Below are 13,523 nucleotides of genomic sequence, written 5' to 3' on the forward strand. Positions count from 1 at the left end.
AGGAGACTCATATGCTTCAGATAAAAACCGAAGAGGATTTCAGAAGGGAAGTGCTTGAAGCTGAAGTTCCTGTTTTAGTTGACTTCTGGGCTTCGTGGTGTCATCCTTGTACAATTCTTGGACCTGTAATCGAAGAACTGTCTAAAGATTACGCTTCAAAAGCTAAGGTAGTCAAAGTCAATGTTGATGAATCTCGCGTATTAGCCCAAGCTTACAACATAATGAGTATTCCGACTGTCATATTTTTCAGTAAAGGACAAATTGCAGATCGCAGCATAGGTGCAGTACCAAAAGAAGTTTTAAGCGAGAAACTTAATGCTTTGCTTTGAAGGGGATGAAGATGCCTAAACCCTTCGACTCGAAGAAACTCTCCCTCTCTGAGGGTTTGACATTCGACGACGTGCTTCTTCAACCGCAACGTTCAGAAGTTTTGCCAAGAGATGTCGATCTTTCCACAAAATTTACAAAGAAGATTTCACTCAAACTCCCACTCGTAAGCGCCGCTATGGATACGGTTACCGAATCCGCGATGGCTATCGCGCTTGCCCAGCAAGGCGGTATTGGCGTCATTCATAAAAACATGAGCATTGAACGGCAAGCTGATGAGGTCCGCAAGGTTAAGCGAGCAGAAAGCGGAATAATTGAAGATCCCTATACCGTACCTCCAGACATGAAGCTTAAAGCCGTAAAAGTTCTTATGGAACGTCACCACTACGCAGGTTTTCCAGTAGTGGACAAGGAACATCGAGTGCTTGGAATTGTAACCCGACGGGATATTATGTTCGAAGAAGATCTCGATCTTACTGTAGATAAGGTTATGACCTCGGAAAATCTCATTTCCGCTAAAAAAGGAACAAGTCTAACAAAAGCAAGGGAAATTCTTAAGCGAAGCAAACTCGAAAAACTGTTACTTACGGATGATCAAGGTCGGCTGGCCGGATTAATCACAGCGAAGGATATTCTCAAAAAGCTTGAACATCCTGACGCAACTGTCGATGATCGCGGCCGCTTACGGTGCGCAGCTGCCGTAGGCGTTTCAAAGGACTCGTTCGAAAGAGTAGACGCTCTTATAGAAGCCGGTATAGACGCAATCGTTGTTGATACCGCTCACGCTCACCAAAAACTGACTATGGATCTTGCTTCTAAATTACGTAAAAAAACAACTACCGTACAACTTATCATAGGAAACGTAGGGACAACAGAAGCTGCTGCCGATCTTGTAAAATTGGAGCCCGATGCAATAAAAGTCGGGATAGGTCCCGGCTCAATATGCACGACCCGCGTAGTTGCAGGTATAGGAGTTCCGCAACTTACAGCAATAATTAACTGCTACAGCGAAGCTCGCAAGGCTAAAATCCCGATAATAGCTGATGGCGGCATAAGATATTCTGGAGATATAGTAAAATCGCTTGCTGTAGGCGCCGACACTATCATGATAGGCAATCTCTTCGCCGGAACGGACGAAAGCCCTGGAGAGTCAATTTTATTGGAAGGTAGAAGATATAAAATCTACAGAGCCATGGGTTCCATTGATGCCATGAAGCAAGGTTCAGCCGATCGTTACTTCCAGGAAGAATCCAAGAAGTTTGTACCCGAAGGAATAGAAGGTATTGTCCCGTACCGGGGATCAGTAAGAGAACAAATATACCAACTTGCTGGTGGAACAAAATCCGGGCTTGGTTATAACGGAGCAAAGAACATAGCAGAACATCGTAAGAATGCAAAATTCGTAAAGATCTCCGGAGCCGGCCTGAGAGAAAGCCACCCTCACGATGTTCGAATAACAAAAGAAGCCCCTAACTACGAACTCCAAAGATAGGGCAGACCGCTATTATTGAGCACCATTAGCTTACCGCAAGCAAGGAGATGCAGGATTAAGACTTAGTTTACATAATATAAATTATCGGCAAGAATATGTTTTGCAGAAGGTGGTCTAGCGGTTCGGCAAGGCGGATTTCTTTAAGAATCAAGCATTACGGTCTCGGGCTACTAGTCGCGGTTTTTTTAAGCTTTGCAACCCAGGCACAATTTCGACAAGACATTTCTCGTTGAAAATAAAAATGCGGCAACAGCTGCGGGAGCTACAACGATGATCTTCCAGTTGTACTCAATAGCATTATGGATATCTCCGTGAAGAAACAACCATATTGCTCTCGTCATGCCGCAACCAGGGCAAGGATGACCGAAAACAATCCTGAAAAGACATACGGAAGAATTTCCCTCGATAAACGAAAAAGGAAGCAATGATATTGCTACTGCAAGGATTACAGCCAGAAAAAGCAAACCAATTTCAGGCAGATTATAAATCAGAAAATCAGTTTTGAAGGAGTTCCCTGCCGTCTGCATCCTTGAAACTGCCTGTAGCGATGAGAATTATATCTATAAGCCACCAAATTCCGCAGCCTCCTCCGGTCAAAAGCATCAAGATGCCCGTGCCTATATGGCCTGTGTAAAAGCGGTGTATTCCAAGGCCTCCCAAAAAAATAGCTAGAAGTAATGTCACTAGCCACTCTTTCCTATCTGAATCCGATTTCTTTTTCAGCAATACTCCGCATTTGATGCATAATTCCTGATTAGATGCTGTTTCAGCTCCGCAATTCCAGCAGAATCTGTCCGAATTCAACGGCCTTACGCCGCATTTTAGACATATATCCGCTTTTTCAGCAACCTCTGCTCCGCAATGCCTGCAGTACATCCGATATACTCCTTTTAATCGTTTTCCTGTCTGATACCCGTCAATTTTCTCATTCCAATTTTATAGACGTCAGATTTCAATTGTTGTTTCACTAAAATAATAAAGCCCCGGATATCCGGGGCTTTAAGAAATTCTGTATGGATTGTATGATTAAGCAGTAGGTACCATTCCCTTGAACCAGCTTTCGGCAATTGCACCAATCACAGGCATCTTCCAGAACTTTCCCTGAGCGGCCTGAATGAGTCCGATGATAGATAACACCTCTAATGCAAGCCCTACAAGCACTATTACTATCCACACGAGTACTCCGCAGATGCCCATGCCGATGCCGTATCCGTAGCCGTACGAAGCAACTGCAATGGCGCCGGCAATTGCCCACAGTATTCCGATGATGATACCGAACGCCACTTCAAACATGAAAAGAACCATACCCTGGCGCCCGTGATATTTTGAAAAAGGATTATCCTTGTGGGCAAGCAAGGGGACGAGGAAAAGAAGACCTGCAAGCCAGCCGACAAATGGAATAATTACCGCTGCTACACCGACATAGGCTAACCAGGCAAGGCTTTTACCTTCCTTGATTTGTTCTTCTGTTGCACTAGGAAAGGCCATTTAAACGCCTCCAAAGGTTTAGAGTTTCTATTGATTGGTTTGATTCTATTCAAAGCTTAGGGGTTGTCAACTAAAGTTAACTTGACCAACTATTTTTTCCCATTGACTTCATTCTGTTTTCTAAGAAAATTGTGCAATGGTAAACAATCGCTCCGATTTTTCCAGTTTTACGGAAGACAAGGTATTCTTGACCTGCTGGATAGCTTTCCTTGCACTTATGTTAATTTTTTTTTCCGGTATATTTATTGCTCCAATTCTCGTAAGATTAGGAGCGGATCGTATTGCCGAGGTTCTGTATAAGATCTACCGCATCTCGTGTCATCAGCTTCCGTCCCGCTCGTGGCTCGTGTGCGGGAATAAAATGGGTGTCTGCGTCAGATGTTTTTCGATATATCTTTTTTTGATTATTTCCGGTTTCGCGCTTCTATTCAAGGGAATCCGGATATGGCTTCTGCAAAAGAGATTTCTCCGGTTTGTTCTGCCGGTTTTCATCCTTCTCCTCTCCCCTCTTCTCATTGATGGTTTTATTCAGCTTTTTACTTCATGGGAAAGCAATAATTTTTTGAGATTCCTAACAGGAGCGTTCTCGGGCATAGGTACTTCATTCATTTTAGGCTATCTTGTGCTTCGCGTCGCGAATTCCAATTGACGCTTGGTTCTAAGAATCTTCCGTTCTCCAGCAAGAAGGATTATTAGTTCTGCAATCAGATGAAGGACTATGCCAAGCGCAGACGTTTCGTAATTTAATGCAAATTAGCGAGACAATATTCTTAACGGATATCCTGTTTCAAGCCATTTGCTTATCATTTTCCTTTAATTCGGAAAGTATCTTTACCTTATACTCATTAAACCGGTCGCTTTTGATTGCCGATCTTATCTCCTGCATAAGCGTATAGTAGAAATGAAGATTATGAATCGAGATTAGCCTGGGTCCAAGAATCTCGCCGGAGATAAATAGGTGTCTGAGAAAAGCCCTGGAGAATTTTCTGCAAGTATAACATGAACAGTTTTCATCTAATGGACCTGCATCTTCCTTGAATTGTGCATTGCGGATGTTTATCTGACCTTTGCCTGTGAAGGCTGAACCTGTTCTGCCGTTGCGTGTAGGCAATACGCAGTCAAAAAGATCGATTCCGCGAGAAACCATCTCCAAAATATCTTCAGGATAGCCAGCTCCCATTACGTATCGAACCTTCTCAAAAGGCAAAATATCTTCAATGCGTGAAATCAATCTGTAAGTCAATTCCCCAGGTTCGCCTAAGCACAGTCCTCCTAATGCAAAACCTTGGAAAGGCAACGAAGTAATCTCTTTAGCTGAGCGCTCCCGAAGATCCTCGTACGTGGCTCCCTGTATGATTCCGAACATGCGATGTTGTGATATAGAATCCAGGGATCTTTGCGCCCATAGGGTTGTTCTCTCAAGCGACCTGACTGCCTGAGGATACTCGGCCGGATAACCGACAGGTTCATCCAGAACCATCCAGATATCGGTATCAAGGGATTCCTGTATTTCAATAACCTTCCTTGGTGTAAATTCATGCCTGGAACCATCGATATGGGATTGGAAGGTAACGCCATCATCTGTGACGTTCCGCAATCCTGCAAGGGAATGAATCTGGAATCCTCCTGAATCCGTAAGTATAGGCTTGTTCCACCCCATGAATGACGAAAGTCCCCCGGCGTTTCGAACAACTTCCACTCCCGGTCTCAAATAGATGTGGTAGGCGTTTGAAACCAGTATCTGCCCCCCAAGTTCCGAAATTTCGTCCGGTGTAAAAGCCTTAACCGTCCCTTGTGTCGCGACTGCCATAAATGCCGGTGTTTCAACTTTTCCATGAATAAGTTCAAGCGTTCCTTGGCGCGCACTTGAACCCGCATCTATTGAATTGACAGTGAACTCAATCACTTTTCCATCCTGTCTGTTTTCTTGTAGACGTAGACTTGGATACTCTCATGAGGATATGTTCCTTGAAAATTGGACTGGGTCCTCAAAAGAAACCGACGTTTTCTTTTGAGGTATTATTAGCATTCCGTCACCGTAAGAAAGAAAACGGTAATCCCTCTTCAATGCTTCGCTGTATGCGTGAAATAAAAGATCCTTTCCGCAAAATGCAGCAGTAAGAAGAAGCGGTGTTGACCCTGGCTGGTGGAAGTTTGTTAAAAGGGCATCAACATTTTTAAATTTATAACCCGGATAAATAAATAAACCCGTTTCACCGGTTTGAGCAATAACATTTCTTTGACTGAAGGACTCAAGAGTACGTGTAACAGTTGTTCCTACTGCAATTACTCTTCTGGCTTTGTTGATTAGTTCTGCATTGTATCGAGTAATACGGAAATATTCCGAAAGCATTACATGCTCTTCAACATTATCCGTCGCGATTGGCCTGAAAGTTCCCTCTCCTACATCAAGCTGAATATAAGCGATGCCTACGCCTTTATCGCGGATTTTTTTTAATAAATCAACAGTAAAATGAAGCCCTGCAGTAGGGGCCGCTATCGAAAACCCGTTTCTTGCGTAAACGGTTTGGTATGTTTCTAAATCCTTCTTCTCTGGCCGTCTGTCAATATATGCGGGAAGCGGAGCAAGCCCCAGCTTGTCAAAAATAGTAGATTCGCTCACAAGGAATTTGAGTATAAGATGGCCCTCTTTTTTCTCAATAACCTCCGCAATACTTTGCCCCACCTCGTCTTGCAGCTTCTCCCCTATCTTTATTCTTTTTGATGGCCTGGCCAGAGAAGTCCACACCCCTTCTGAAAGCCTGTGCGTTAATAGAATTTCAACTATTCCACCGGTGTTGCGCCTGAGTATCAAACGAACTGGTTGGACTTTGGAATCATTAAGAACAATGCAGTCTCCTGGTTCAAGATAGTCGCATATATCGCTGAACTTGCGATGAACTATTTCCCCTGAATCCTTATGGATTATTATCAAATTACAGGAATCGCGAGGTTCAACAGGATATAACGCTATCTTCTCTGATGGAAGCTCGTAAGCGTATTCTTCCCTGTACATTGGAGATGTTATTGTCCCTTGCGTTGAAGTCAACGAAAATTATTTCTAGCGCTTTTAATAATGAAACCTAATTCTGTGAAATAGCTTCGAGTCCTGATTTGATCTTTGAATCTGATAGGGGCAATTGAATTTCACCGCGAGCGTCAAAACTTTTCTGACTGAAACCAGATTCTACTACAATATTAAAGAAACCGTAAAGCCTGTACCTGCCTTTCTCGAGAAAGCTTTTAGCCGTTTTCTTATTAAGGGATGAGTAAGGTATTATTAAATCTACATATCCTGTATTAGAGTTGTTTGGACCGATTTTCAACGATAGTTTATGCTTACCTTTTACAACGGTTGCATCGTTGATGGAAAATGTGTAATCTAAGTTCTCAACCGAGATAGAATGTTTATAAGGATTAGTCGCTTGTAGATTAAGCCGCATCTTGAATCCTCCTGAATCCGAAGTCACCACTGATGCTGAAACAATCTTGAAGCCAACGTCTTCGTAAAGATTTATCCGCACGCCGCTAGACGTTGTAGTGTACTTATAGTCTGGTATCCCGACCGATACTTTTGCACCAACTGTTGAACCCCTTGTAACCATCGAACCTTGAACGGGTTCTGTGCTTATTACCTCACCGGGCTTGTATTTTTCGCTTTCTTCTTCACCGTTCGATAAGAGCTTAAGTCCCATTTTTGCTATAATCTCGGCTGCCTCAAGCAGCTGCACTCCTCTTACGTCAGGAAGTTTCACAGTCAGTGGTGCCGCAAGTTTGACTTTTATGGTATCTTGGACTGCCGAATCCGCTAAAGGATCCTGCCATGCTATAAGACCGCGAGGCATACTGTCGGTATACAGCGAATCTTCGAGGATTATAAGTACAATATCTGTGTCGCTTGCAAAAAAGGTTTTCGCGGAATCCGGCGTAAGTCCCTTAAGCTTAGGCATTATCATTGTCTGTGCGCTTGAGGTTGCAAATACGGCAACGACGGCCGATAAAATCAAATAAGGTTTCATATTTCTCATAGATTAGATTCTAGGAATTAGACGAAAAAAGTCAAGGCAGGTTAGCTTCAACAAGGTCAGGTTTAGCTTACCTAGTCAAGTCAGAGTTAAAGATATTGGTCAGGTTTCGTAGTCAGGATTCAAAGAAATGCGGTCAGGAATCATGAACAAAACATGGACAGAAGATGGCCAAAAGTAGCGGCTGGAAGCCGCATTTGCCGAATTAGCGCTGAAAGCGCATACGTTTGGCAAAAACAATTTCAAAGTCCGGGGTCCCCACGTAAGTGCGAAGCAATTTCGTGGGGTAGAAAAAACCTTCCCATAATAATGCTAGAAGCATTATTATGGGGACCCCTGTTGTCATGTTATTTGCCAAATCACGAGGCAGAAGCTAAACTGCACAGCTTATCTTTTCCTTGACATGCACTGCATAAGCCCTAGAATTTGCGAGTGAGCATACGCGTACTCCCTCCTGAAACTGCAGCAAAAATAGCGGCAGGCGAGGTCATACAGAGACCTTCGTCCGTTGTCAAGGAATTGATAGAGAACTCACTTGACGCCGGAGCTACACGAATAGAGGTGTATCTCGAAGAGGGAGGCAAGAGTCTTATACGGGTTGCGGACAACGGCGAAGGCATAGCGCCGCACGAGGTGGAGCTTGCAGTCAAGCGTTTTGCAACGAGCAAACTCGAGACTGCGGAGGACCTTGTGCGGATTTCATCGTTCGGCTTCCGCGGCGAAGCGCTTGGTTCCATCGCTGAGGTGAGCGAGCTTTCTATCGAGACCCAGAAGCAAGGCTCTGAGAGCGGCATTTTAATGAGAGTGCACGCAGGAAAGATGGTGAGCAGGGAGGAGGTCGTGCGCATGCCGGGGACGACCGTAACCGTCTCCCGGCTCTTCTTCAACCTTCCGGCGCGCAGGGCGTTCCTTAAAAGCGAACCCTACGAGCGCAGGCTTGTGCTAGAGGTAGTGCGCAACTATGCCATCTGCTTTAATGATGTATATTTTGATGTCAAAGGTCCGAAACAGACTTACGCTTGCTATCAGCCTCAGGATGACTGGATTACGCGGTTAAAGGAGATTTTGCCTGACTTGAAGAACGTCGAGTTGATTCCTATCGGAGCAAGTCACTCCCAGCTTTCCGTAAAGGGAGTGATTGTCAGACCTGACCAGGCAAGAGAACTTTCGAGGATGCAGCGCACGTTCTTCAACTCAAGACCCGTTCTCTACCGAGCAATATTCAGGGCCGTTCTCGAGGGATTCGGACCTCAGCCAGGTTCCCAGATACCTTTCTTCGTGTTGATGCTCTCCTCTCCCCCAGAACTTCTCGATGCGAACATACATCCTGCAAAGACAGAGGTGCGTTACCGCGACGAACGCTTTCTCTTCGATTACATCTCCCAACTCGTGAGGAAAGGTCTGCACGGCCAGACTGTTGCGAACCTTGATATAGTGGAGCGTCCGGGATTCCGGCGTGGAAGCGAGTGGATAAGTGAGATGGATGCAAAACAGCTCTCTATGGATACCAATCCCTCTTTGCAAACACGCATTGAAGGAACACTGGATGAGACGGATGTTACGGGTGTTAAGGGTGTTACGGGTGTTACGGGTACGGGCGGTGCTACTAGCGGTGAATACCGAGAGAGTGCAGACGAGCATCCAAAGGCTTTTCGGGAATCCCAGACTTCTTTCTGGCAGCTTCAGAACTCATACATTCTTGCTCAGATTGCCTCGGGGCTTGTGATTGTCGATCAGCATGCGGCGCACGAACGGATACTGTACGAACAGATGCTCGAGAGACTGAGTTCGAATTCCGCAAAACAGCCGCTTTTATTCCCATTGATAGTCGAACTGACGCCGGAGGAGTTCGCGACCTTTGAGGAGATAGAAAGCGAACTTTCGGAGCTTGGACTCGACGCGGAACCCTTCGGACCTAACCAGGTGATGGTGGAGACTCTTCCTGCAGATTCTCGGATGAGCGCTTCCGATTTGCGGGAGCTGTTCAGGGAGTTCAACGCAACGAGCGAGGTCAAGCTCGGAAACCGCGATAGGATGGCCGCACTCATTTCGTGCAAAGCGGCTGTTAAAGCGGGACGCGCGCTGTCCCAGGCGGAGATGGAATCCTTAATCAACAGACTCTTCAGCTGCAAGAACCCTTACTTCTGTCCGCATGGAAGACCCACGGTTATAAAGTTCACGATGGATGATCTTGACAAGCGATTCGGTCGAATATAGCGGATGGAAAACCAAAGACTGATCCCGGTTATTCTAGGTGCAACTGGAGTGGGAAAAAGCGAAATCGCTTTCGAGCTGGCAAGAAGGTATTCATGGGAAATTGTGTCGGTTGATTCACGGCAGTGCTACCAGTTCATGGAGATTGGCACGGCAAAGCCGAACGCTGAAATGCGTTCGCTTGTTTCTCATTATTTGCTTGATCTCTGCCCTCCGGATTACAAGCTATCGGCAGGCGAGTTTGCCCGTCACGCATGGGAGCTTTTTTTAAGTCTCGAACGGCCTCTGGCTGTGGGTGGAGCAGGTTTTTACATGAAGGCCATATTCGAACCCTTGCACGCCAACCTGCCTCACAATCCATTGATTAGAGAAGAGCTTGAAACACTGCCTACGGCGACGCTTGCTCGAAAACTCAAGGCCGAAGACCAAGTTACCTCTGAGAAACTTCATCCCAACGACCGCCAGAGACTACTCAGAGCGCTTGAGGTGTGTCTTGCCGCGCGAAGGCCGTATTCCGAACTCATCAAGGAGACTCCTCCTTCTCCTCCGGTCAAACCTTTCTACATCGGACTCAGGCTGGACAGAAACGAATTGAGAAAGCGTCAGGAACACAGACTTGAGCGTATGCTCAATGAAGGATTCGTTAACGAGGTTCGAAGGCTCAAGGAGATGGGCTTTTCTAGGGACTTGTACGCCTTCAACGCATACGGCTACAAAGAGCTATTCGACTATCTCGATGGTTTAACAACTCTCGATGATGCAAAGGGGTTAATCCTTTCTAAAATCCACTCCTTTACGAAACGCCAGGAGACTTTTTTCAAAACACTGGGCGAGATAAAATGGATAGACGCTTTTGATTTCAACAATACACAGGAAGCAGTAAGACTTCTTATTGAGAAACAGCTCCATGCTTATTTTATTTAATTAAAATCGTAATCGGTCAGACTGAACTCCAGGGTATCCTTTCCTATCATTACGGTCTGCTTGATTATCCCGACATCTGGTGCAAACCATATACCGCCGTCCTCGTAGGTAACATGCATGCATGAAAAGAAATTCCCTGCATCGGTTCCGAAATCCTTGAGGCTGTCAACGGTTGCACCCTCCCAGGTTTTACCTACCCAGAGGGGAAGCAGGCAAAGCAAACGCTTCTGGGAATTAGAAGAGTTGAAAAAGAATATCGAATCCATCCTTGTTTCGTAGTAAGAGAGGGTGTCTGTGAGCTCGACAGGAATTTTGAAAATTCTTTTGAGCTTCCACTTAATTCCTCCATCCTGCGGGAACGATTTTTCCGTTATGCTCACTTCAAGCGTAATCGTTTGCAGACCGAGCGCCGCCTTGTAGTTCCACGTATTGCCGAGGTCGAGCGGAAAGTAGTTCTGCACGTGAATCGTTATGGTATCTGCAACCTTTATCAGCGTATCAGGGTCCCAGCAAGTGCATTCTATTCTGTAATCCCCGCTTTCCTGAGGCGATACCCAGAATGCCTCTGGCTGGTCAGAAGGAGCAAGAAGAGTGCCGCCGTTCAAAACCTGCCAGCGATAGTATATCTCGTTCTCGTTAGGATCTGTTGCCGTGCAGATGATTTTTACCGTATCGCCTGCCGTAATAAGAGTATCAATCGCAGGTTCGGTATAAACGCTCTCGATAACGGGCGGGTCGTTTTTTATACAGCCCGTGAAAAATATCAAAGCGACAACGGCTGCTGCAGGAAGTATTAACAATAATTTCTTCAACGATTCCTCCAAAGGTTTCTTCGATTTTAATATACGCTTCGAGCGTATCCTTGTCAAGATTTACGGCAATCGATTGCGGTCAATGTTTGCCTCAACGTACAAGGACAAACTTAGAAGTCGATAAAAACTTTCCAGACTTAGCCCGAGCGAAATATACGCCTGAAGGCTGGGAAAGAATTGACCATTCGATGACCGCAATGCCTCTTGAATCCGGACTCGCCTTTGCCGAGTAGACCATGCGGCCTGCTTCATCGTATACATTCAACATCACCAGGGATTCGGCCCCGTTTAACGAAAATCTGACACAGCGAGATAGATTTAAGGTTTGAACCGACAAAGCAAGCGGTTCAGGATTGCGAGCCGCTTCTTCAGATAATCCGAGTGAATGAACTCCGTTCCAGTCGGTCACAAAGAAATCTGTGAGCCTTCCCGGCGAAAATAATACTGTGGACCTGGAATTGGTCGCTTCGTAGGAGTTCGTCGGACAGTGACCGAGATCGTACTCCGCATCGAGCAGGAGCCGCACGCCTTTCTCCGTAATCGAGATCGTACCCGAGAGCGCCTCGCTCATCTCAGGGTAGTTGTTGAGGAAAACGAGATAGGCGTTTTTATCCTCAGGCATATCGATGGTTGTATCCATCTCTCCGGTTATCGCAAAATGGCTGTACATATTAATGCCGGAAAGATCCCTTGATTTGGGAATGTAGTCGGTGTTTAACGTACACGATATATTGAAATTACTTCCCGCAAGAGAGGATAAAGAATCAACGACCTTTCCCAGATTGTTACAGAGAACCTTGATATAGTAGTCTTGCTCCTCGCCTACCGCAGTCACGAAAACGCCGTCCCTGTTTGTGATTCCTGAATAGCCGTTCAGCACTTCATTTGTCTGCCATCCCTGACTGTTTACGTTCACGTTCATGTTCGACAAGGGCTTGCCGTTCGTTCCCAGGGCTTTTACCGTAAGGGTGCACGATTTTGAATACTGCTCTATGACACTGTACTGGTAGCCGTCGCCGCGCCAGTTCCAGATTAGTGAACAGTATTTACTGCCGCCGTGGTCCTTGTCAAACGCTCCGGAAGAGTCAGGTCTCCACTCACTCTCCTCAGGTAAATCGTAGCTTTTTGACATCCACATGGTACACCATACATGGTCTTCGTTGATATCGAGCACACCCACAGTAGGAATCAAGGCCGTTCTTCCGGCAGCCCATGTGATGTCCTGAAACTCGCCGCAGTTGCCGTCGTGATCGCAGGCAATCTCAATGGGCTGAATGGGTCTCGGCGAAGTGGCGCCCCATTTAACAACACCGTTAACCCAGTCATAGACTGCAGAGACGGCGCCCCCTCCAACGCTTTGAGGTTTTATCTCCCATGCGAATTCAATCGTATCGAGCGCGTCCTTGAGCAACGGGTAGGAGCCCGATTCCGTGTACGATTTAGTTCCGTTGTCGTAATAAAGATACTCCCTCCAGAACTTGTTGTATATTATTGCAGGGTTCTCATCGGTCCCGCGCGGATGAATCACGTACCAGTAGTAAATCTCTTTCGGGATCTCGCAGTCAAGATTAATACCATCCTTGAGCACCTTGTAGCGGATGGTCGAATAATAATTCGTGTCCTTATCAGGGTTTCCATAGTCAACGATATCGGCGTATTCGAGTTCGTTATCAATCGCATAAAGCGAGTCCACGTTCTGTCTGATAACGTCGAGGTTAATCACTTTGAGATGACTGGCTGAGATGTGTGCGGCCTCGAATGCAATCTCGTCCCGCAACCGGGGTTCTCTGGGATTAAGAATCATATCCGCAAGAGTGTTCTGTCTCGAGGCGTCAAGCTGGGAAAGATTGTCCGTTAGATCAAGCTTTAGCCAAGAAGGCGATTTCTCGATAGCCAGCAGGGCATTCCCGGTCAATCCATAATCCGGAACAAGGGTGTCGGCAACGGTTCTTGACTGAGGATTGTATTTGATAATCAATGCCGTTTTAGGCGGAAGAAGGAGCCTGAATCTTGAAACGCTTGCAGGCGTTCCTTGTACCGTTTCCAGGGGACGCTGGATAGCATAAGCCTGGCTGGAAAGATACCTCCACTCTTCAGGCGAACTTAAATCCGCCGTGATGCCCGGACGATTCAACCCCTGGAAAATGATTAAGGTAGATGCAAACATTTTTTTCCTCCTGGATTGTCAGCTTAACCGGTCAGACTCAAAAGTCAAGTCTCCAGTATTGACTTGGTTCACAT

At 46.0% G+C, this 13,523-nt stretch carries 13 protein-coding genes; 5 read left to right on the plus strand and 8 right to left on the minus strand.

What is annotated here, in order from left to right:
• The first annotated feature begins 11 nt into the window (after window positions 1-11).
• Window positions 12-329 (plus strand): thioredoxin, encoded by a 318-nt coding sequence (gene trxA, locus GX441_11090; GenBank protein NLI99187.1) that lies wholly within the window; start codon window positions 12-14, stop codon window positions 327-329.
• 11 nt (window positions 330-340) lie between these two features.
• Window positions 341-1,819 (plus strand): IMP dehydrogenase, encoded by a 1,479-nt coding sequence (gene guaB, locus GX441_11095; protein ID NLI99188.1) that lies wholly within the window; start codon window positions 341-343, stop codon window positions 1,817-1,819.
• 185 nt (window positions 1,820-2,004) lie between these two features.
• On the opposite strand, the gene GX441_11100 is transcribed toward guaB, so the two are convergent.
• The 3 genes from GX441_11100 to GX441_11110 form a co-directional block, all read right to left on the minus strand.
• The gene (locus tag GX441_11100; protein ID NLI99189.1) at window positions 2,005-2,346 is read right to left on the minus strand and encodes a DUF2752 domain-containing protein; all 342 of its coding nucleotides are present in this window, start codon (window positions 2,344-2,346) and stop codon (window positions 2,005-2,007) included.
• Window positions 2,315-2,695, minus strand: coding sequence for a TM2 domain-containing protein (locus GX441_11105; protein ID NLI99190.1), 381 nt, complete (start codon window positions 2,693-2,695; stop codon window positions 2,315-2,317). Before GX441_11105 ends, GX441_11100 begins: the two co-directional genes overlap by 32 nt.
• A gap of 150 nt (window positions 2,696-2,845) precedes the next feature.
• Window positions 2,846-3,307: a DUF4870 domain-containing protein gene (locus tag GX441_11110; GenBank protein NLI99191.1), complete on the minus strand. Its 462-nt coding sequence runs from the start codon at window positions 3,305-3,307 to the stop codon at window positions 2,846-2,848.
• A gap of 136 nt (window positions 3,308-3,443) precedes the next feature.
• Between GX441_11110 and GX441_11115 the strand changes: the two genes are divergently transcribed.
• Window positions 3,444-3,956, plus strand: a complete 513-nt coding sequence (locus GX441_11115; GenBank protein NLI99192.1) for a DUF2085 domain-containing protein — start codon at window positions 3,444-3,446, stop codon at window positions 3,954-3,956.
• Between the two features lie 138 nt (window positions 3,957-4,094).
• Here the strand turns inward: GX441_11115 and tgt are convergent, their stop codons facing one another.
• The 3 genes from tgt to GX441_11130 form a co-directional block, all read right to left on the minus strand.
• Complete coding sequence (tgt, locus tag GX441_11120) at window positions 4,095-5,213, minus strand: tRNA guanosine(34) transglycosylase Tgt (GenBank protein NLI99193.1); 1,119 nt, start codon at window positions 5,211-5,213, stop codon at window positions 4,095-4,097.
• Window positions 5,214-5,258: 45 nt separating this feature from the next.
• The gene (queA, locus tag GX441_11125) at window positions 5,259-6,323 is read right to left on the minus strand and encodes a tRNA preQ1(34) S-adenosylmethionine ribosyltransferase-isomerase QueA (protein NLI99194.1); all 1,065 of its coding nucleotides are present in this window, start codon (window positions 6,321-6,323) and stop codon (window positions 5,259-5,261) included.
• 67 nt (window positions 6,324-6,390) lie between these two features.
• Complete coding sequence (locus GX441_11130) at window positions 6,391-7,335, minus strand: PASTA domain-containing protein (GenBank protein NLI99195.1); 945 nt, start codon at window positions 7,333-7,335, stop codon at window positions 6,391-6,393.
• 429 nt (window positions 7,336-7,764) lie between these two features.
• Between GX441_11130 and mutL the strand changes: the two genes are divergently transcribed.
• The gene (gene mutL, locus GX441_11135) at window positions 7,765-9,549 is read left to right on the plus strand and encodes a DNA mismatch repair endonuclease MutL (protein ID NLI99196.1); all 1,785 of its coding nucleotides are present in this window, start codon (window positions 7,765-7,767) and stop codon (window positions 9,547-9,549) included.
• A 3-nt stretch (window positions 9,550-9,552) separates the two neighbouring features.
• On the plus strand, window positions 9,553-10,470 hold the full coding sequence (gene miaA / locus GX441_11140; GenBank protein ID NLI99197.1) for a tRNA (adenosine(37)-N6)-dimethylallyltransferase MiaA: 918 nt from the start codon (window positions 9,553-9,555) through the stop codon (window positions 10,468-10,470).
• Here the strand turns inward: miaA and GX441_11145 are convergent.
• The gene (locus tag GX441_11145) at window positions 10,467-11,282 is read right to left on the minus strand and encodes a hypothetical protein (GenBank protein NLI99198.1); all 816 of its coding nucleotides are present in this window, start codon (window positions 11,280-11,282) and stop codon (window positions 10,467-10,469) included. The two genes, miaA and GX441_11145, sit on opposite strands and share 4 nt — an antisense overlap.
• Before the next feature lie 91 nt (window positions 11,283-11,373).
• Complete coding sequence (locus GX441_11150) at window positions 11,374-13,449, minus strand: T9SS type A sorting domain-containing protein (protein ID NLI99199.1); 2,076 nt, start codon at window positions 13,447-13,449, stop codon at window positions 11,374-11,376.
• Between the last annotated feature and the right edge of the window lie 74 nt (window positions 13,450-13,523).

It is taken from the genome of bacterium, from assembly GCA_012517375.1.
Taxonomy (GTDB): domain Bacteria; phylum Hydrothermota; class Tepidihabitantia; order B3-TA06; family B3-TA06; genus JAAYVC01.